This window comes from Leuconostoc lactis KCTC 3528 = DSM 20202, from assembly GCF_014651235.1.
GTDB classification, from domain to species: domain Bacteria; phylum Bacillota; class Bacilli; order Lactobacillales; family Lactobacillaceae; genus Leuconostoc; species Leuconostoc lactis.
The window spans coordinates 1-19,715 of record NZ_BMWM01000002.1 but is presented as its reverse complement, the minus strand read 5'-3'; the positions used below and the strand labels follow the sequence as shown (position 1 = coordinate 19,715).

18 protein-coding genes, 1 tRNA gene and 1 pseudogene are annotated in these 19,715 nt (G+C 43.7%); 2 read left to right on the top strand and 18 right to left on the bottom strand.

The genetic code is table 11. From position 1 onward, the window contains the following. Positions 1–120: 120 nt before the first annotated feature. Positions 121–1,620 (bottom strand): annotated as a pseudogene (locus tag IE039_RS01270) (peptide ABC transporter substrate-binding protein). Positions 1,621–2,002: 382 nt separating this feature from the next. Here IE039_RS01270 and IE039_RS01265 point away from each other — a divergent pair. Beyond that, complete coding sequence (locus IE039_RS01265; RefSeq protein WP_029510285.1) at positions 2,003–2,212, top strand: hypothetical protein; 210 nt, start codon at positions 2,003–2,005, stop codon at positions 2,210–2,212. Between the two features lie 67 nt (positions 2,213–2,279). Here IE039_RS01265 and IE039_RS01260 read toward each other — a convergent pair whose 3' ends face one another. Continuing rightward, complete coding sequence (locus IE039_RS01260; protein WP_229782820.1) at positions 2,280–3,149, bottom strand: glycosyltransferase family 8 protein; 870 nt, start codon at positions 3,147–3,149, stop codon at positions 2,280–2,282. A gap of 82 nt (positions 3,150–3,231) precedes the next feature. Between IE039_RS01260 and IE039_RS01255 the strand changes: the two genes are divergently transcribed. Beyond that, positions 3,232–4,392, top strand: a complete 1,161-nt coding sequence (locus IE039_RS01255) for a DUF2075 domain-containing protein (protein WP_189428588.1) — start codon at positions 3,232–3,234, stop codon at positions 4,390–4,392. 87 nt (positions 4,393–4,479) lie between these two features. Here IE039_RS01255 and IE039_RS01250 read toward each other — a convergent pair. The 16 genes from IE039_RS01250 to IE039_RS01175 form a co-directional block, all read right to left on the bottom strand. Beyond that, positions 4,480–4,563: transfer RNA gene (locus tag IE039_RS01250), tRNA-Leu, on the bottom strand. A 66-nt stretch (positions 4,564–4,629) separates the two neighbouring features. After that, positions 4,630–4,962 carry an ArsR/SmtB family transcription factor gene (locus IE039_RS01245; protein WP_019040865.1) on the bottom strand — a complete coding sequence of 111 codons (333 nt, stop codon included), beginning with the start codon at positions 4,960–4,962 and terminating at the stop codon, positions 4,630–4,632. Positions 4,963–4,969: 7 nt separating this feature from the next. Further along, positions 4,970–5,581: a cadmium resistance transporter gene (locus tag IE039_RS01240; protein ID WP_048700622.1), complete on the bottom strand. Its 612-nt coding sequence runs from the start codon at positions 5,579–5,581 to the stop codon at positions 4,970–4,972. 365 nt (positions 5,582–5,946) lie between these two features. Beyond that, positions 5,947–6,408: a universal stress protein gene (locus IE039_RS01235; protein ID WP_009999766.1), complete on the bottom strand. Its 462-nt coding sequence runs from the start codon at positions 6,406–6,408 to the stop codon at positions 5,947–5,949. A 26-nt stretch (positions 6,409–6,434) separates the two neighbouring features. Then, complete coding sequence (locus IE039_RS01230; protein WP_010003601.1) at positions 6,435–7,838, bottom strand: Nramp family divalent metal transporter; 1,404 nt, start codon at positions 7,836–7,838, stop codon at positions 6,435–6,437. A 446-nt stretch (positions 7,839–8,284) separates the two neighbouring features. Further along, entirely contained in the window at positions 8,285–8,989 is a 705-nt protein-coding gene (locus IE039_RS01225; protein WP_029510291.1) for an NAD-dependent protein deacylase, read from the bottom strand. A 12-nt stretch (positions 8,990–9,001) separates the two neighbouring features. Then, complete coding sequence (locus IE039_RS01220; RefSeq protein ID WP_010003599.1) at positions 9,002–9,943, bottom strand: hypothetical protein; 942 nt, start codon at positions 9,941–9,943, stop codon at positions 9,002–9,004. Next, entirely contained in the window at positions 9,940–11,154 is a 1,215-nt protein-coding gene (locus IE039_RS01215) for a hydroxymethylglutaryl-CoA reductase (RefSeq protein WP_010003598.1), read from the bottom strand. The genes IE039_RS01220 and IE039_RS01215 overlap by 4 nt, the downstream gene beginning before the upstream one ends. Further along, entirely contained in the window at positions 11,147–12,067 is a 921-nt protein-coding gene (locus IE039_RS01210) for a Ppx/GppA phosphatase family protein (protein WP_010003596.1), read from the bottom strand. Before IE039_RS01210 ends, IE039_RS01215 begins: the two co-directional genes overlap by 8 nt. Positions 12,068–12,223: 156 nt before the next feature. Beyond that, positions 12,224–13,240: a phosphatase PAP2 family protein gene (locus tag IE039_RS01205; protein ID WP_189428587.1), complete on the bottom strand. Its 1,017-nt coding sequence runs from the start codon at positions 13,238–13,240 to the stop codon at positions 12,224–12,226. 117 nt (positions 13,241–13,357) lie between these two features. Beyond that, positions 13,358–14,542 carry an LCP family glycopolymer transferase gene (locus IE039_RS01200; RefSeq protein ID WP_189428586.1) on the bottom strand — a complete coding sequence of 395 codons (1,185 nt, stop codon included), beginning with the start codon at positions 14,540–14,542 and terminating at the stop codon, positions 13,358–13,360. 35 nt (positions 14,543–14,577) lie between these two features. Then, positions 14,578–15,255 (bottom strand): metal-dependent hydrolase, encoded by a 678-nt coding sequence (locus IE039_RS01195; RefSeq protein ID WP_189428585.1) that lies wholly within the window; start codon positions 15,253–15,255, stop codon positions 14,578–14,580. A 62-nt stretch (positions 15,256–15,317) separates the two neighbouring features. Beyond that, positions 15,318–16,571 carry an aminoacyltransferase gene (locus IE039_RS01190; protein ID WP_019041454.1) on the bottom strand — a complete coding sequence of 418 codons (1,254 nt, stop codon included), beginning with the start codon at positions 16,569–16,571 and terminating at the stop codon, positions 15,318–15,320. 69 nt (positions 16,572–16,640) lie between these two features. Continuing rightward, complete coding sequence (locus tag IE039_RS01185; protein WP_010005590.1) at positions 16,641–17,657, bottom strand: LysM peptidoglycan-binding domain-containing protein; 1,017 nt, start codon at positions 17,655–17,657, stop codon at positions 16,641–16,643. Positions 17,658–17,861: 204 nt separating this feature from the next. Further along, positions 17,862–18,212 (bottom strand): NlpC/P60 family protein, encoded by a 351-nt coding sequence (locus IE039_RS01180; protein ID WP_010005591.1) that lies wholly within the window; start codon positions 18,210–18,212, stop codon positions 17,862–17,864. Between the two features lie 10 nt (positions 18,213–18,222). After that, positions 18,223–19,596: a LysM peptidoglycan-binding domain-containing protein gene (locus tag IE039_RS01175; protein WP_189428584.1), complete on the bottom strand. Its 1,374-nt coding sequence runs from the start codon at positions 19,594–19,596 to the stop codon at positions 18,223–18,225. Positions 19,597–19,715: the final 119 nt, after the last annotated feature.

Below are 19,715 nucleotides of genomic sequence, written 5' to 3'. Positions count from 1 at the left end.
GCTTAAAGGAAAAGCGGTCATTACGATTGCAGCAGCCATGTTAACAATTGGGTTAGCATGGCTTTTCTTATCCTGAAAAAAGAACAGGTTGCATTATCGCTACCTGTTCTTTTTCATTTTTTATTGGCGCACAGCCGTCTTGAAATCAAGCGACACGCCTACCGCATGGTGGTAGAAGCCCCTGATATTTGGATTTACCAATTCTGTTTGTGCCCGATAATAAAGCGGGTTCAACAATGCTTGTTCATGGATAATTTTTTCCAATCCCAACTCATCAGCCGACCGTTGCTTATCATCAGTCGCATCAACGCCCTTAGCATTGGCTAACAAGGCATCATAGGCCGGTGTGCTATTGTGATTATAGTTATTCGGGTTGTCAGTGGCGGCCAAATCCAAGAAGGTTGTTGGTTCAGCGTAATCAGCACCCCACTGCGTCAGCATCACTTGGAAGTTCTTATTGCTACCATCTTGCAAACGTTGCTTAAATGGCACAAACTTTTGGGTCACGGTCAAACCTGGTAACGTCTTACTCCACTGGCCTTGCAAGTAGTTCACGACATCTTTGGCATTGGCCACACGGTCAGTGTCTGCTTCAATTTCCAACGTGACAGCGTTGACCCCAAGTTCAGCCAGCCCTTCCTTGAACAATTCGCGTGCCTTAGTTGGATTATATGTATAATCTTGCTTGGCATACGTTGCAAAATCTTCTCCGTTAGCTTGACTCAAACCCTTTGGTGTAAAGGAATTTGCTGCTGTTGACGTACCAGATAGCACTTGTGAGTTCAATTCAGAACGATTTGTCGCCAAATTCAACGCTTGTCGGATTTTAGCATTCGTCAAGGCTTTCACGCTGCCACTTTGGTTATAAGCTAAATAAACAGTTGTTGCTTGTGGCGTAACGCGATAGCCCTTATTGTTTTTGTTGGCCTGCGCTAACTGCGGCGTATTCACTAGCGCTGCATCTAGCTTACCAGTCTTGTACATTTGTACAGCCACTTCAGGTTTTTGAATGACCTGGAAATCAATTTCTGGTGTTTTAACGTTTTTGGCATCCCAATAATGCTCATTCTTCACAAGCTTAAACTGGTTGTTCGTCCCTTGCCAACCTTCAAACTTGTATGGGCCATTATACAAAGACTTGGCTGCGGTTGTCGCAAATTGCTTGCCCTGCTTTTCCACAAACTTTTGCTGCTGTGGGAAAAATGTTGGGAAGGTCAATAGACTTTCAAACTGCGGAAGCGGCTTTTCTAAGGTGACGGTCAAAACGTTGCCTTTAGCGCTAATGCCCAAAGTTTTCTTGTCAGCGTCACCGCTTTGGATTTTATCGGCATTTTTAATCCCACTATACAAATACGCATATTCTGACTTTGTTGCCGGGTCGTTAGCGCGTTGCCAACCATAAACAAAATCATCTGCTGTCAATGCTGAACCATCTGACCACTTCAAGTCCGGTCGCAACGTGATGGTCCAAGTTTTACCATCAGCAGACGCCTTAACCGACTTTGCTTATGCTTGTTGTGGCGTGCCGTTTTTATCAGCACGCATCAGACCTTCCCCAGCATTACCAACAATATCCATTGAATACTCATCCGTGACAGTTGCGGTATCTAATCCGTTCAGTGGTGTCGGTAGTGAAAAGTGTAATACCTGACGATCTTTTGTTTGTGATGTGCCCCAGAGACCAGCGGCACGCGTTCCTGCTAATGCAACGACGACAACTGCGCCACCCGCTGCAAATTTTTGCTAATTTTTCATACATCCTATTTCCTTATTACTTAATAAAACTAATTATAATATAACCTAAATGATATGACAAGCTCATTATTTTAAAAACAATACCACTTGTGCAACTTTTTAACGCTATGATAAAATGAAATTATTATTTGATTTAACTTGAAATATACTAACCTATTACTTTTAGGAAGCAAAAAATAGGTGTGTAAGGTTTTATATGTTATATTAGATATCTAATAAATTTTTTACACTAAAGGTATGACATTTTATGCTCGGACAAGAATACAACATTATTGCAGAGTGGAGCCGTAACGCTTATAGCCAAGCTACCGGCGACACTTTACTGGAACACGTGCCTGCGCGCGTCCAACAACTGTGGGATGACTTTCATCAGGCCTATCATCTCTCAAACGCGGCTCAAATCTTAGAATTTGATCGTATTTTAACCGATTTCCAAACCAATCAATGGTCTGCTTAAACAGCAAAAAAGGCAATATCATCAGCCAGTGCGTCGAAACGCTAGCTGATGAGATTGCCTTTTTATATTATTCAAATTGTGTATTGACCAATAACTGTTCATAATGTTGGTAAAGCACGGCATAGCGATTAATAATACTCTTCTCCCACGGCTTTGGTCGGCCACAAAAATGGAGAATGACTGTATTTTTCATCACCCACTGCATATCCACTTCGCCAAAACTCTTAGCATAATGCACAATGTTGTCACGCGTATCATAGTTCCAAACTTCCTCTGGAATTGGCAAAATATCTGCCCCGTATAGATAATTTAAGATATCTTGATCGGGTAAAATCAGTTCCCGACCGCGCGATGCAATGACATCAAAAATATCTTGCAACCGCACCCGTTGGCGCATTTTATCCAAATCCATCAACATCACACCAGAATTAAAATAGGCTTGGCGCGTCCCGAGACGCACATGATTAATTGTTTGCGTAATACCCGTCAATCCCATGTGACTGGCGGCCGCCAACATATGCCCTGCCAGCGGCATGTCAAATAACGGTTTGATCGGGTTGATCACTAAAATATCTGGATCTAAATAAATGACCCGATGTAAAGTGTCCGGTAAATAATCCCCGCACAACAGCCGGAAATACATTTCTGGTGGATATTGTTTGAATTTAGCAGTAGGTGCTTCGGCCCACGCGGCAAGCGGTACCTTAATCGCGTGCAAGTTAAACCCCAACTGGTCAACAAAATTCGCCAGCGCCTGCAAGACTGATGGCGTAATATTGGCATGCAACAACCAAACATCAAAGTGCTGCCCAGGATTGGTTTGTTTAATCGAAAATAGTAACACTTTTAACGGCTTCACATAGTGATCATCAACCGTCACGAGCAGGTCTATCGTTGCCTGCGTTGTCATCACTTCACTCATTTTTTCATCTCTCATATCTTATATTATACACATGCTAACCGGCTACTTCATGATGATCAGGCAATTATAGTATAATAGAGCGTATTGGAGCGTAATCATGAATAAAATTTTAAAAGAACAATTTCTCATTGACAATCTTTCTGATGATCAAAAACATGTCATTGCCGACATGAACACCTACATTAAGCAACATTTAGCCGGTAAAGAACATGCCGTAGCAGTTATCCAAGGTGCTGCTGGTACCGGTAAATCCGTAGTCCTCATGCAACTTGTCAAACAATACATGACAGACAAACGGTTTAAAACCGCGCTCGTTGTGAATCATCCTGAGCTGTATAAAGCCTACCAAGATATGGCCAAAGATTTTCCTGGCCTCAATCCTAAAGCGATCCGCCGACCAACGGCACTCATTAACGACGCCCAGAAAAATCACCGCCAATACGATGTGATTTTTGTCGACGAAGCCCATTTACTCTATTCAAAGTCTGAACCTTACGCACATTACCGCGGCAATAATCAGTTGACTGATTTAATGAATTTAGCCAAAGTCGTTGTCGTCGTTTACGATTTCAACCAAGTGTTCCAATCTAAAATGTATTGGTCACAAGAATTACTACGCAAAACGATTGGCCAACATCCTTATCGCCAATTCGATATGGATTTCCAGTATCGTATGGTAGCCAGCCAAGCCCAAGTGGACTGGATGGATCGCCTCACGGCACAGCAGCCACTGACACCCTTCCCCAAAGACAGCGATTTTGAATTTGAAGTGTTTGCTACGGCTGGCGAACTCTATGAAAAAATCAAGGCACAAAACAAAGCCGTTGGCCTAAGTCGCGTGGTCGCCACTTCTGGTTTCCCACGTATTGATGGGCGGCACAACGTTGAAATGGATACCTTCTCCTTGCCTTGGGATGAATGGGATCCGCAACGCACGCACTGGGCAAAACGTGAATCATCCATTACCCAGGTTGGCACAATTTATACTTTGCAAGGCTTTGATTTGAATTATGTCGGCATGATTGTTGGCCCATCCTTTGGTTATGATCCCAAAACCGATCAAATGACCATTATCCCAGAAAAATATTCCCACAAGGAAATTTTTAAGAAGCGCCAAGATATGCAATTTACGCCGGCACAATACCAAGATTTCATTGCTAATGTCTTAAACGTCCTCATCAAGCGTGGTAAGTACGGCCTTTACCTGACTGCTTACGATGACGCTTTGCGCAAGCGACTGTTAGAACTACAAAATTAATCACAACACGCCAACTTATTGGCGTGTTTTTTATGAGCTGTATTGCGACAAAAAAGCTATCTCATTAAGAGATAGCTTTTTTAAGGATGCCGTCGGTGGGAGTCGAACCCACACGGTGTTGCCACCACTGGATTTTGAGTCCAGCGCGTCTGCCAATTCCGCCACAACGGCATGTATTCTTATGCTGTTTTTTCGTATCAAACAACTATATAAGAATACCAAGAATTAACAAATTCGTCAACCCTTTTTTTCAAATTTAATCTCAGATTTTTCTTGATCGTTGTGAAATACGTGATCAACGTGCTTGAGCGCGTTATCTAACAAAATCAAAATGTGCGAATCACTCAGGCAATACAAAACTAAACGCCCTTGACGTTGCGTTGTCACCAGCTGCGCTTCACGCAACACCTTTAGTTGATGTGACACGGCGGATTGTTCCATATCAAGCTGTGCCACAATTTCCAAAACGGTATACGAGCGTTCCTGCAACAATGCCAAAATGGTCAAACGTTGGCGATTGCCTAAGACTTTAAAAATTTTTTCTAGTTCAGTAATCGATTTCTTGTTCATACTCCTATTATAACAGGCTAAGCAAATGCTGGATGGTACCGGCATCAAATAAGACATAACTACCTAACAAAACATAAATAATCAATTGAATCCAATCACCATACTTGTTCATAAGACGATGAACTGGCGCAAAATCAGTAAACTTTTTAGCCAAATAAATCACAACCGTCAAAACGATGATGAAGATCACCAAAATAGCTGGTAAGTAGGCAAAATTAGCCATCGTAAAGTAAGGAATATAAAGCGCTAAGTTATCGGCACCACAAGTGACCGCCGTGAGTCCAATGACAGTCATCACAATTTTACGCTTATCTAATCGTGCTAACTTTTCAGCGACCTCTTCCCCCTCATCCTTTGATGAGAAAAACTTTTGTAAGCCCATTGCAATTGGTACAAAGCCCAACAAACCAAGCACCCATTCTTCCGGCACGCGCTTTAGCAAGAGCGCAATCGCGACCGCCACAAACACCAGCAACGCATTCCCCAGATAAGCACCCCACATAATGGCTTGTCGTTGCGGTTGCGTACGGAATTGCGCAAATAGTAAGAGTAGTACTACGAAATAATCTGACGTGGTCCCAATATATGATGTTAAAGCTGTTAATAATGTTTCAACCATAAGGATCCCCCAATTTTTATATGAATTATTTTTCATATATTATAACATGAAATTTATTTCATGTGTTAAAAACAACGCTATTTTATACTGATTTAATCTCTCGACGTTATAGTATAGACAATCAAAAACAAGTCATCTCAAACAACGACGCGTTTAGGAAGGTAGGTATTTGCCATGTTTGGCACCAGTTGATGGGTCCCATCAACGCACGAAACCCCGTACGGGTCACACTTCTCATCGAATAATCTCTCCCAAATATTCTTTTCTCTTAAATAAATCTCTCAAAAAAGACCCCAGCAGCCGCGTTAGGCTACTGGGGTTTCGTGTGTAAAAAAAAATCGCCGATCGGCGATTTTTTTATTATATTACTTACGGGCTACCATTGATGAAATCTTGGCATGACGTGCGATATAAGCGGCTTGAGAACCTAATGATTCCCAGAACCCTTCACGCGAATGTGCGCCAACAATAATCAAGTCTGCCTGAACTTTTGGTGCCACGTCTTGCAACAGTACTTCACCAGCCTTGTCACCATCCGCAAAGATAGTTGTAACGTTTTCAGCGCCTTTTGACTTGGCATAAGCAGCATACTTGGCTAAATTAGCTTCGATCGTCGCACGACGTTCTTTAATGGCATCTAAGTGGAGGGCATCAATGGTTGATAGGTCATCCATTTCTAGTACTGAGGCAATAATCAAGTGCGCATCATCTTCACTTGCTTGATGAATAGCATTTGCCAACGCAACATACCCTTGTTCAGACTCATCAACACCAACCAAAATGCGCTTAAATTGTATTGGTTCGATGTTTAGGTTTAATTCACTCATACAGTCTCTCCTTTTTTAACACACAATTAACGACTCATTACCTTTGTCACTAAATCAATAATAATCTGAAGGTTTAAAATCGTCAAGACAGCAAAGATAATCCAACCTAAAATGGCCATCCAACGTGGGTTAGCAAACTCGCCCATGATTTTCTTTGATGACGTAAAGTAAATCAACGGTGCCATCGCAAACGGTAGGGCAAGTGATAAGAAGACTTGTGAATAAACCAGAAGTTGATCTAACTCAGCTTCGGCACCACCATACAACAACGTAAAGATAATTACTGGAATCAATGCTAAGCCACGCGTGATAACACGACGGATCCACATTGGAATACGCAACCGGATAAAGCCTTCCATGACAATTTCACCCGTTAGCGTCCCTGTGATTGTTGAGTTCTGACCAGAGGCCAGCAAGGCTACCGCAAACAACGTTGACAATACTGGTGACGCAACCGCCCCAGCAATGGCCTTATTGTCCAACGCATCATACATAGCGCCAAACGTTCCCACTTGATCGGCATGGCCAAAGAACAAGGCCGCACCTAATACCAACAACAATGAATTGATCACAAAGGCTAATGACAATTGAATGTTTGAATCCCACGTCATCAGACGGACAGCTTCTTTTAATTCACCTGGATTTTCACGATCAATTTTACGCGTTTGGGCAATTGATGAATGGAGGTATAAATTATGCGGCATAACGGTCGCACCAATAATACCAAGTGACATCAGCAATGGTGAATCGAGGCCAGCTGGCCCATGGGTTGATACTGCTTGCAATTGTGGCAAATATCCGCCAAACATCGCCACAACATCTGGCTTTGATAAAATCACAAGATAAGCGAAAATCAATAAGATTGTCAAAATCAATGTCATGACAATCGCCTCAATCTTACGGAAACCAAATTTCATCAGTAACAACAAGAGGAGGACATCAAAGGCCGTGGTCAGCACTGAGGCAATCATTGACCAGCCAAACAACAAGTGCAAGGCAATGGCCGCACCAATAACTTCAGCGATATCAGTTGCCATCAAGGCCAATTCCGTAATCACCCATAACGCATAACCACCCGCTTTATTTGTGCGAGCACGTGTGGCTTGTGCCAAGTCTTCTTGCTTAACCATCCCCAACTTACCCGCCATATATTGCAACATCATGGCAATCAGTGAGGAAATCAAAACAATCGACAACAAAACGTAGTGGTACTGAGCACCACCATTAACAGATGTCACCCAGTTACCGGGATCCATATACCCAACGGCAACTAACGCACCTGGCCCCGAAAAGGCTAAAAGTTTGCGCCAAAATGAGCCGTCCTTTGGGGCTTCGATTGAACCATTTACATCGCCTAAACTGAGTTGCTCCTCAGTTGATTCGACGAAATGTTTCTTAGTGTTTGCTTGATCTTTTGTTGAATCTTGCATTCTACTTCTCCTTTGGATTTCTCTTCAGGACAAAAACATACGAATTCCGACTAAAGTACGCATTTAGTATTCACTTTTTTTGGCGCAGCTTAACCGTGAGCTAAACGCGTATTAAAGTGCTAAATATTTTTCATAAAGGGTTTCATTCAACTCAGTTGTTGAAAGCTTATGAAAGGTATCTAACTCGGCTATTTACGCCCTAATATATATTAAATATACCACTTTTCCCCCTGTTCGTCAACACAATAAAAACGCCGGTCATGGCTCACCGACGTTTTTTTGATGTATCTTTGGCTAAAATGATAAACCTAACTTATAACAACTGGAACCGTAAGCCCTTTCATTAAATAATTACATTTGTGTAACAAAGCGTCATTAACGGCCTTTGATCCCTAAATTTTGCGTTATATCCACGCCACGACATTAAAAAAAGCCAACACTGTTGGCTATACTGTCAGTGTATCAAAAAAGGTCGTGGCATCCCCAATGATTTGCGTGACGGGATAAGATGTCTCAATTGGTGTCAGATTAATGGCTAATATCGGTGTGCCAGCGGCAGCATACTGCAATAGCCCAGCAAAGGGATACACTTGAAAACTCGTCCCGACAATCACAATCAAATCAGCTTGGTTGACCCACGTCACAGCCTGATCAACCTCAAACGGCATTTCTTCATAAAACGTGATCCGTGGTCGCAGTAGCGCCCCATCAGCACGGTGCATACTTGTCAAATACTCAGCCACCGTTGCCGGTTGTTGGTCAACTGGCGCATAAATGTCATACAATGACCCATGAAATCGAATTAAGCGTGATGCTACCGTGTTGGCTTTCACATGTAAATCATCCACATTTTGGGTGATAATGCGCGCTTGGCCTTTTTGGGTAAACTGTGCCATTTTGTCATGGATGACGTTCGGGGCAGCATCCGGGAAATACATATTCTCTTTCATAAATTGATACTGCATTTCCGGTGCCACTTGAAACGCAGTCGCTGACAATAAGTATTCCGGTTGTAATGTATTACCTTGGTATAACCCATTTTTTGAGCGATAATCCGGAATCCCCGATGGTGTGGAAATACCCGCACCAGTCATGAAAACAATGTTTTTAGCCGTATCAAATTGTGCTTGAATTTCTGGTGTGACCAACATCTTGCTCACCCCTTAGCGCCGTTGAATGTATGGCAAAGCAAGCTTATTAAAGAGGTCACCGACTTTCATTTGATAAAGTGCTTTAAAGAATGTCGCTGAATCTTGATCATCTGGCTTTGACACAACAAAGCTATTTTGTGAATCGATTTTTCCCAAGCCAACATAGGCAGACTTCTTTGTTTGGAAATCAATCATTTCTGAATGATAAATCGTAAAGACTTGGCTGACCGGCAATGATAGTTGACGTTCAGATAGGACACTCATTAACGTGACATATTCCTTAGCGTTCACTGTTGGCTTACCCCAAGCTGTTAACACCTCATCAACACCACCAAATAGCGCTGTCATTTGACGCCGGATGTGCCGTGGTTGCTTTAAGTCAGCAGCTAGAATTGGTGCGACCAACTTGGTCGCCGCTGTATACGCCAATGGGTACAGTGTTGCCAATTCGGAAAAGTCTGCCCCACTCGCGTCAGCAAATACAAGAGCGTCTAGCAAAGCCAACAAGCGCCAGAGACTTTCATCATCTAATTCGCCGTTTTCAACCGTTAATTCTGACTTCACACCAGCCAAATAAGCCCGTTGGGTCGCGTCAGTTAAAATCCCTTTTTGTTGTAATTCACGATACGTAATGGCATGTACAACCGTACGGTGCATCCGTGTGGCGATTTGAATGAGTTGCTGATCTAATGCATCATCTTGGAAGGTCAACGTAAAAAATAGTTGTGGTGTTACACCATTAAGCGTCAGTAACATTTTTAATAATTCATTACCAAATAGAAAATCGCTTTCGGTCCCTTCTGCCAATTCAATCAATAAACGATCTTCAAATAGTTCTTGTGACACACGATCAATATGCAGTTCATCGGTCACCGGACCACCGATACGCGTCATCACCGTCCCTGGATAAAGGTCATTGACCGCCGTTAATAATGTTTGAATTTTTGGATTCATTTTCTCATCTCCCTTAGTAGGTTTGTTGCGACGGCTGCATCTACTTGTTCCGCCGCCTGTAATTGTGTAACCAAAGTGGCAATTTCATCGTCACGTGCGCCAACCTGCAAAGCTAGGGCGCGATAGTGCATTTTCATGTGGCCTTTTTGAATACCCCCATCCGCAATCGCTTTGAGTGCCGCCAAATTTTGAGCCAACCCAACGGCCAAAATAATGCCGCGTAGCTCATCAGCCGTTTGCGGTGCCACAATCGCCAAAGCCCGCTGGGCTTGTGGCATTGCCGAAATGGCACCACCAACAGTCCCAACCGAAATCGGCATCGTTAACCGCCCTTCCAAAAAGTCCCCAGCAATGGTCCAGGTCGTTAAGGACTGATAGCGTCCGTTCTGACTGGCAAAAGCATGCCCAACCGCTTCAACCGCGCGCCAATCATTACCTGTTGCCAGCGTCACCGCCCCGATACCATTAAATAAACCTTTATTTTCAGTTGTGGCGCGGTAAACATCTTGATGACCGAATTGATTGAGTTGCACGAGCCGTTTTGCAACCGTGCGGCCGCCAATACTAGCAATCGGCACCCGTCCGGTCACCGTCACACATTGCGCCGTAGCGTAATTTGATAAGATCGCCCCGACAAACTGCGCCTGAAAATCTGCAAATAGCGCTTGCTCAGCTTCTAAAATTGTATTGACAATGTTAGCCCCCATGGCATCACGGGTATCAATTGTAAAATCAACACTCACACTTGTAGCCGACACCGCACGGGCGGTCACCGATAGTAACCCACCACCACGCCGATAAATAGAGGGTTTCGCTTCTTGCGCAACAGTAAAAAACGCCGTTTGTTGACGCGCAACAAACGCCGCCAATTCATCATAAGCCACCCCAGAAAATAACAATTGGCCAATGAGTGCTGTTCGCTCTGGTAAACTCACCGCAACACCGCCACCTTGGTTCAGTAGCTTGGCGCCGTGATTAGCCGCGGCAATCACACTCGGTTCTTCTGTGGCCATTGGCACCGTCACATGTCGATCAGCAACGATAATATCTTTTAGTACCCCCATCGGCACACGAAAATCACTAATATAGTTTTCCACAATTTGTGCATTGGTCGCACTTTGATTATCACGCCACGCTTGCATGGCTTGTTCATCTAAATTCAAAGACGCCAAACGTTCATCTGGCGTCAATTCGTAATATTTTTTAGGCATTATTTTTCATCATTTCTGCAATTAACCCCTCACGCACGCCACTTTCCGAAAAAATAACGCGTGGTGACTGTATCACCGTCATTAAATTTAACAATGGCAATAGGCCACTGACAATAATATCAGCCCGTGATACTTCCAAACCAGCCATACGTTCCCGTTCTGGCCGACTCATTTGCCGTAAGCGGGAAAAGATTTGTTGTACTTTCTCAATCGACATATCAAACCCTTGTAATGTCGTCGTTGCTTGATCAGGCGACAATTTTTGACCCATCCGCGCCAGTGAGCGATTAGCCCCACCTAACAAAACCACTGGTTGCCCGACATATTTTTTCAACCAAGGTAACGTCTGATACTGTGATAAGATATCATCACATGCCGCCGTGATATTGGCTTGTTCGATGTCATTTGCCAAATGAAACTTTTCTGATAGCGTCACCGCCCCAAAAGGCAAACTAATGGCCGCTTTGTCTTGACCAGCTGACACGCCAATTAGTTCAACTGAAGCGCCACCTGTATCTAATATGACGGCATCGTGGATTGGTAACGTTGACACCACACCCAAATAATCATAGTAGGCTTCTTCTTCTCCTGTCAATACGCGAAATTGGAGACCGGTTTCACGTTCAACGCGCGCTAAGAACGCAGCTTGATTTTTCGCCACGCGAACAGCAGCCGTCGTAATGGCAATCACGGTTGGCGCAAACGGTGCATAGACCGATTGAAAATGTTTGAGTGCCGCAATCGTGCGCGCTATGGGAACTTCTTTTAAAATCTGCTCTGCTCCCATCCCCTGGGCAATGCGCGTATCTTGTTTTTCACGGATAATTTCCGTATACGTCCCATCTTCGTGTAGTGCTTCCACAACCATTCTGGCTGAATTACTACCGAGATCAACAATAGCTAAATAGCTCATGTGCCTATCCTAGATATAATTTATTACTTACTAGTATAACAAATAAGCCTATCAAACGGGCATTTAAGCATATTACAATCTCGTTATGAAGACAGTTTGGCACAATATTAAAAACGACAGACCTTTATGATCTGTCGTTAGGGTAATGTTGATTGCTTATTCGTAGGATAACTGACGTAATGTTGACTGGTTTTCAACAAAATGTGCCCCGATTAAGCGACTGGCCGCAAAGATTAATAGACCGGTCAAAATGCTAGAAACTGTCAAATCACTCAACCAGTGCGCCCCAATTCGCACGCGGCTCAAGCCAGTTAAAATGCCCATCGCAATCCCAAAAATCGTCATTTTCTTTTGTGCGGAAATGTTTTCTCGGGGGACAAACAAGGCCAAATATAAGAATAACCAACCCGACATTGTATGCCCTGACGGGAATGAATTATGGCCGTTGGCGCCATTCATATGATACCAAGGCGTAAATTCGCTAAACGCGTGCCCAGAAACGGTGGTCATTTCGTAAGGTCGGAAGCGCCCCCACAACGTTTTCATTTCGCCGATCATTGTTTGCACAATGAAGACAGTTGCAATGCCGACAATAGCCACAACAATCAGATAGTTCATATCGTCATCTGACTTTTTGTTCAGCCAATTGGCAAAGATCAGTGATAATACCGCGGTCAAGATAATTGCCAACCCCCAACGTAACGCTTCGGGGTAATTTTGTACCGCTGCGGTATTGTTAGCAATCCCCATTGGGACACCTTTTTGAATATTATTTAACATTGAGAAAGTGTAACTTAGCGCATCTTGTAATAACGCTAGCATTTGGTTAAATGCCAAGATAAGCATACCGGCAGTCATGATGTACTTAATCACCACATCATCGATCCGGCGCCAAATAAACCACGCAATCACTTCAGCAGAAGTGAACGTCACGACTTGTGCCCCTTGATCCGCATAGTTTTGGAACAAATTACCAAAAATTGAGTTTTGATTCATGATCACTTGCGTCAAATTTTTATCAAAAAATGTTGCGATTACTAATGATAACGCCCCGATACCTAACAAAACGAGCACCACCCGTTTTTCCGCCGGTGTCGTATGAAAAATGTGCCGTTTGTTTCGTTCACCAAATTGAACGTCGTGGTGTTGTAAAGTATCCCCTGCTACCTGCATGAGCCATCTCCATTTCTTTTATTCAACACCTTTATTGTAACCAAGCATTATCGTTATTACGTCAGCAATATATCTAGAAGACGTAAAAAAACGATTACAGACGTAATCGTTTTTTGTTTATTGCGGATCTAGTGTTTCGTTAATCACGTTAAGATTTCGCTCAGCAATCCAGTAATCAGATGCGGGTACCGCACTTCCAAACTGCGTCCCAGTCTTTTTAGCCGGTAAGTCCAGTGATTGTCGTAATTTATTCGTCACACGTTGTTTCTCAGATTCAGGCACCATTTGGTAACTCACCCCAGCATACATGTCACCAACACCTTGCATATGTTCAGACACTTGATTTTTAGTTGCCGGCATATATTTCTTGGCCAGATTCATCAGATCATTGTAAGTCATATCCGTTTCAACGTTGGTTGCAATTGAGGCCATAAACTTGTCGTTCAACAGCGTTGATACACTAGCTGACTTTTTCAGTAATGCTTGCAAAACGAGACGTTGCCGTAACTGGCGACCATAATCGCCTTGCGGATCATCATAACGCATCCGTGAAAATGACAAAGCGGCATTACCATCCATCGTCGTATAGGACTTGAAATTTTTACCGTCCTTAGCATATTCAAACTGTGACTTGCCCTTAAAGTATTTAAAGGTTTCAGGGGTTGTATCTGCTTCCGGCGTATAAGTAAAAGTCAATGGGGAGACCACTTGAACACCGCCAACTTGATCAATCAACTTTTCTAAACCACCCATGTTCACCAACACATAAAAGTCAATCGGCACGTTTAGATAGTTTTGCAAAGTCGTGATTGTCGCACCCACGCCAGCAATTGGAAAGGCTGCGTTTAACTTTTGTGGGAAAGTTGATTCTGCCCCAGCAATGGCGACCATGATATCACGTGGAATCGACATCATCGTCGTTGTTTTCGTCTTTGGGTTCACCGTAATGATCATCATGGAGTCAGTTAAGCCCGTACGATCTCGCTTTAACGCCCCAGTATCAGTCCCTAAGACAAGCATTGAAAACGGCTTTCCCGCTTTCAAGAGATCCGTGACATTACGTGCTTTAGTGACATTAGCACTACGATACATTTTATCCACTGATTTGTGGACGTTACCCAAAATCATAGCAAAGACGATCCCACCAATAATGCCGAGTAACACCACCAGTCCCAATACCCAACGCCACCATTTACGGCGACGGCGTGGCTTTTTTGGTGGCTGCCCGCCACCATTTGGCATCTGTGGTGTTTGTTGCTGTTGTTCACGCCGTGCTGACCGGCTCATGATTTCATTGTCCATACTGGCCCCCAATTAAATATTTAATCATTATACCACTAAAAATTAAAGGGTTGACCAATAGCTGGTTTGAAGCCAACACCATCCGGTAAATCAGCAATAAAACGTGTCACATCAGCTTTAATTTTTGGAAAAGTATCATAGTGGATTGGCAGCACGTGCGCCGCCGTTAAGAAACTCGCTGCAATCAGGGCATCATCTTGTGTCATTGTATAATAGCCACCAATTGGTAAAAACGCCATATCAACCGGTTGCCGCAATGCCACCAGTTTCAAATCGTAATACAAGCCCGTATCACCTGCAAAATACAATAATTTGCCTTCAATAGTTAAGGCAAATCCTGCCGACATACTAGCATTTCCATCAGTTGTCACCGCATGCCAGGCTGGGTAGAATTTAACTTTAATGGTTGGGGTAAGTTGCACCTCACCGCCAAAATTCGGGGCAATAACCGGTAAATCATTAGTCGCCAAAAACTCATAGTGCGTATCTGCTAAGACAACAATTGTGGCCCCTGTACGTTGTGCAATCGCCAACGTGTCGCCGACATGATCTGCATGCGGATGGGTCACGATAATAAAATCAGCCGCCAGTGTCTCAACTAGTTCATCAGCGTGATTTAAAAAAGGATTTTGCGTGATAAACGGATCCACTAAGATAGTTGTGCCATCCGACACAATTCGTAATGCGGCATGTCCAAAATGTGTCAATTCCATAAAATTGCCTCCTCATACAGATAAAACCAATGATGTCATCGCGACTAATCTCAAAGCACTGTTTAACCGCGTCCTGTTAAACGCTTTAATAACCGATAAAGCCGGTATTTTGTGCCATTCACCGGTAAAATAAAGTCACCGACTAACTGACGCGCATGTCCAGCAAATGCTGTTTTAAAGCCTAACACACCATCAGAACCATCAAACCGACCTGAAATACCATAAAAATTATAAAGCGGTATCCCCTGTGCCACTGCCCGTTGGATCATCGCATCTTGAATCTGATACGGCGCATAATAATCCATATAAGCCTCATACGTGCCAGAATACAAGTAAGTCATTTCCTGTGGTTGCGCAATAAACAGTGCCCCAGCAACAACAACCGTTGCTTGACCAGCGGCTGCAAATTGTTGGTTGGCCTTTTCAACACGCTTAATGTGATGTTGCTTTTGATCATCAAATTCGGCAAATTGGCGCTTAAACTTATCTTGATGCGGGTATTTATCAATTTTTTCTTGAATTTTAGCTAACTTTTGATCCAACGCTGCAATCTTGGCGCTTTCTTCTGCTATGTAACGTTCAAAGTTCAATTCTGCAAAAATAAAAGTGGCGTCGTCACCATAATTATCATAAATCGCTTCATAAAACGATAAGTCCTTATCGTGATAATGTAGCCGATCCGCCGTCGTTTGGGTTAACTGCTTAAACGCTGGTAACTCTTCCCGTGATAGTTCGCGCAATTGGATGCCAAACTGCTGATTTTTCTTTAAATAATATTGCGCGTTCTTCGTGTAAGATTGGCGAATCGCCCGTTCATTATCTAAGCCAGCTAATGGTTTCACATATTCCCAAGTTGGCGACCCCGTTGTTGACATACCAAATTGGAATGGTTCGTGCGTGAAGCACGCAGTCGTCATCATCGTTAAGAATTGATCATTTGTACTACCAATTAATTGCCCCTTATCATCCGTATTGGCATAAGTAACATTCGGACGCCAAATGATATAGAGCGCCCCTTGCTTTTTAGCAAAATGACGCACTGACCGGGCGAAAAATACCAGCAACTCACGATCACTAAAGTCCATCAATGGCCCACGATCAAATAGATAGACCTGTCCAAAACGTGTCATTTCGGTGGTGACTAATGCCGCCGCAACGATTGTGTCGTCATCTTTAACACCCAACAAAAATGCGTCACGCTGGCGTTGACGCAAAAGGTGATATTGTAAAACAGATTGCGTATAGCTACCTAATGGTTGCTGTAATTCAAATTGGTTATATTCTTCTGGTGTTAGTGTTGTAAAAACTAATGTCATAAGACTATGATCCTCTACCTACTATTATACAAAAAAAAGACGCCGGCAAGGGCGTCTTTAAGGATTTTATTAGTATTGACCAACGTTAGATACGGCAACAATTGTGCCACCAACAACACCAAAACCAACTGATGTTGCGCGTGGGTTAGTGACCCACATACGGTGACCTGGTGTACCATTTGTCATCATGCCTGTTTCGTTATACCAAGCACTAATTACTTGGTTGAAACCAAAGCCAATGGCAACGACTTCACCATTTGTGCGGAAGTGGTTTGTTGGCAAGCCACCATTTGCAACAGCGTTGTAAGCACGTGATTGTGCTTGCGCTGACAAACCAGCATCCAAAGTTACTGGACGTAGTCCCAATGACGCACGAAAGGCGTTCAATGAATTCAACATCGTTGCTGCAGCTGAGTTACCAGCTGTTGAAACTTGTGTCACTTGTGGTGCTGCGGCTGCAGGAGCTGCTGGGGCAGTTGTGCCACCATTAGCTTGATAAGCCAAGTATTCAGCAGCTGTCATAAAGCCATCACGGTTTGTATCAGCCGCTGCAATGTACTTCACGTCATCAGGGACACTACCAGAAGCAGCTGGTTGGGCTGGCGCAGCTGGTTGAGCCGGCGCTGGTGTTGCTGCTGGGGCAGTTGTATCAGCAGACAACTTCAATACTTGACCAACCGCGATCAAGTTAATGTTTTGAATCCCGTTAGCAGCAGCAAGTGCGGCAACTGATGTGCCGTTAGCAGCAGCGATACGGTTCAACGTGTCGCCAGCCTTCACTGTATAAGTCCCATTAGCGGATGATGCTGGGGCTGAAGCTGCAGGTTGCGTTGCAGCCGGTTGGGCTGGCGCTGCAGCGTTAGCAGTCCCTTCAGTTTGTAATTGTTGCCCAACAAAAATCAAGTTAGGATTTGAAATACCGTTGGCCTTTGCTAAGGCATCAACAGTTGTACCATTGGCACGCGCTAACTTTGATAAAGTATCACCAGCTTGAACAGTAATTGTATCAGCATTGGCAGTTGCCACACCAGCAACAGCAAATGCGCCGGCAGCAACAGCAGATTTAAGCATAGTAGATGTTTTCATAATATAGGTAACTCCTTAAAAGTTAAAGACTTGATTAAGTATCATTGTTTGAGGTCTTCTCGACAATGATAAGTGTACCAAATTAGCATAACGTAGATGTTGTGCATTCTTTTCACTTCGTTATCAAGAATACAAACATGTCACAAAAAAGGATTTTAAATGTCTTTTGTGACAATTACATTTCTTTTTGGTTTCAAACCAAATCTAAAGCACTGTGCCAGCAAATGTCGGACACCAACTCTGATTCAGCGTCTGAATCTTAACCTGGGCGTCATTTTCATCAACAGCAACATAATGGCTGCCACCGACATAGATGCCAACACTATAAGGCTGTTCAGGAATCCCCCAAAACAACAAATCTCCCGGCCGCGTATTTTCAACAGTATTGAGTTCATACACATCATAAAGTAAATCAATCAGGTCTTGTGACCAATGACCCGTTTGACCATCAGCTTTGATGTTGGACGTGTTCATGACAAAAGCAACAAACGCACCTGAGGACTGGTATGTTTTCCCCAACTGCGTTAGTGCGATATCTAGCCAATTATTAGCCATGCGTCATGTATTAATATTGACCGGCGTCAGATACACCGACAATTGTGTTACCCACAATACCAAAGCCAACAGCTGAGGCACGTGCGTTAGCAACCCACATTTGGTGTCCTGGTGTGCCATTTGTCATCATGTTGGTTTCGTTGTACCAAGCGTTGATCACGGTACCAGCACTCCAACCAATGGCAACAACTTCACCATTTGTACTGAAGTGATTTGATGGTAATCCGCCATTATTCACAGCGTTATAGGCACGCGCTTGGGCACGCGCTGACAAACCAGCATCCAAACGAACAGGCGCCAAACCAAGCGCTGCACGCTTTGCGTTCAATGAGTTCAAAATCGTTTGAACAGCTGAAGAAGCGACTGGTGCCGCTGCTTGTGTTGAAACATTTGTAACACGGGCAGCTGGTTGTGCAGGTGTAGCCGTTGCGCCACCATTAGCCTTATAAGCTTGGTATTCAGCAGCTGACATGAAGCCATCTTTGTTTGTGTCAGCAGCAGCGATGTAAGTCACATTCTCAGGCACACTAGCTGCTGCTGGCGCTGCTTGTTGTGGTTGTGCAGCAGCTGCTGCTGCGCCACCATTAGCTTGGTAAGCTTGGTATTCAGCAGTTGACATAAAGCCATCCTTGTTTGTATCACCGGCGGCGATGTAAGTCACGTTTTCAGGGACACTAACTGTTGCTTGTTGTGATTGTGCAGCAACCGCTGCTGCGCCACCGTTAGCTTGATAAGCTTGGTATTCAGCAGCTGACATGAAGCCATCCTTGTTTGTATCAGCGGCAGCGATGTAAGCTACGTTTTCAGGAACTGTCACTGTTTCGGCTGGCTTGGCAGCTGTTTGATTCACATCACCACCATTTGCCTTAAATGTGTTGTATTCGTCAAGTGACATGAAGCCGTCTTTGTTAGCGTCGGCAGCAGCGATGTATGTCAAATCTTGCGCTTGTTCAGCTGCCGTTACTGTTGGTGCAGTTGCTGCTGGCGCTGCTTTCAATGCCAATGTTTGACCAGTCACGATCAAATCAGTTGCTGACAAACCGTTCAATGCCTTAAGTGTCGCCACATTCACACCTGTGTGTTCGGCAACCTTTGACAATGAATCACCAGCTTGCACAGTATAAGTTGTGCCATCAGCTGAAATCGCTGCTGGCTTTGTGTCAGCAACTGTCAATGTTTGTCCGGCAATGATCAAGTTTTGCTCACTAATATTGTTTGTCTTAGCTAATTCATCTGTTGTTGTGTTATTTGCTTGAGCAATACCACTCAAAGTGTCGCCTGCCTTAACTTCCACTGTATCAGCTGAAGCAGCAGCGTGACCGCCAACAAGTGCTGCAACACCTGCAGCTGTTGCCAACATTGTTTTCTTTAATTTGTTAACCATTGCGATATTTACTCCAAAGATTTAGATTTCATTATAATTATTAATTTTTGGCAGATTGTAAAATTTAAGTTGAACATTTAAGTGGACAGAAAAACCCATCAAGGTCTTTAATGGTGTTA

Bases quoted from the DNA above. Each gene is read 5' to 3' on its own strand.
- IE039_RS01240 (WP_048700622.1), bottom strand. From the start codon at position 5,581: ATGGTTGAAACATTATTAACAGCTTTAACATCATATATTGGGACCACG.
- IE039_RS01200 (WP_189428586.1), bottom strand. From the start codon at position 14,542: ATGGACAATGAAATCATGAGCCGGTCAGCACGGCGTGAACAACAGCAA.
- IE039_RS01265 (WP_029510285.1), top strand. From the start codon at position 2,003: ATGCTCGGACAAGAATACAACATTATTGCAGAGTGGAGCCGTAACGCT.
- IE039_RS01225 (WP_029510291.1), bottom strand. From the start codon at position 8,989: ATGTTGGTCACACCAGAAATTCAAGCACAATTTGATACGGCTAAAAAC.
- IE039_RS01245 (WP_019040865.1), bottom strand. From the start codon at position 4,962: ATGAACAAGAAATCGATTACTGAACTAGAAAAAATTTTTAAAGTCTTA.
- IE039_RS01235 (WP_009999766.1), bottom strand. From the start codon at position 6,408: ATGAGTGAATTAAACCTAAACATCGAACCAATACAATTTAAGCGCATT.
- IE039_RS01230 (WP_010003601.1), bottom strand. From the start codon at position 7,838: ATGCAAGATTCAACAAAAGATCAAGCAAACACTAAGAAACATTTCGTC.
- IE039_RS01260 (WP_229782820.1), bottom strand. From the start codon at position 3,149: ATGAGAGATGAAAAAATGAGTGAAGTGATGACAACGCAGGCAACGATA.
- IE039_RS01185 (WP_010005590.1), bottom strand. From the start codon at position 17,657: ATGAAAACATCTACTATGCTTAAATCTGCTGTTGCTGCCGGCGCATTT.
- IE039_RS01220 (WP_010003599.1), bottom strand. From the start codon at position 9,943: ATGAATCCAAAAATTCAAACATTATTAACGGCGGTCAATGACCTTTAT.
- IE039_RS01195 (WP_189428585.1), bottom strand. From the start codon at position 15,255: ATGGAATTGACACATTTTGGACATGCCGCATTACGAATTGTGTCGGAT.
- IE039_RS01205 (WP_189428587.1), bottom strand. From the start codon at position 13,240: ATGCAGGTAGCAGGGGATACTTTACAACACCACGACGTTCAATTTGGT.
- IE039_RS01190 (WP_019041454.1), bottom strand. From the start codon at position 16,571: ATGACATTAGTTTTTACAACACTAACACCAGAAGAATATAACCAATTT.
- IE039_RS01210 (WP_010003596.1), bottom strand. From the start codon at position 12,067: ATGAGCTATTTAGCTATTGTTGATCTCGGTAGTAATTCAGCCAGAATG.
- IE039_RS01215 (WP_010003598.1), bottom strand. From the start codon at position 11,154: ATGCCTAAAAAATATTACGAATTGACGCCAGATGAACGTTTGGCGTCT.
- IE039_RS01255 (WP_189428588.1), top strand. From the start codon at position 3,232: ATGAATAAAATTTTAAAAGAACAATTTCTCATTGACAATCTTTCTGAT.
- IE039_RS01180 (WP_010005591.1), bottom strand. From the start codon at position 18,212: ATGGCTAATAATTGGCTAGATATCGCACTAACGCAGTTGGGGAAAACA.
- IE039_RS01175 (WP_189428584.1), bottom strand. From the start codon at position 19,596: ATGGTTAACAAATTAAAGAAAACAATGTTGGCAACAGCTGCAGGTGTT.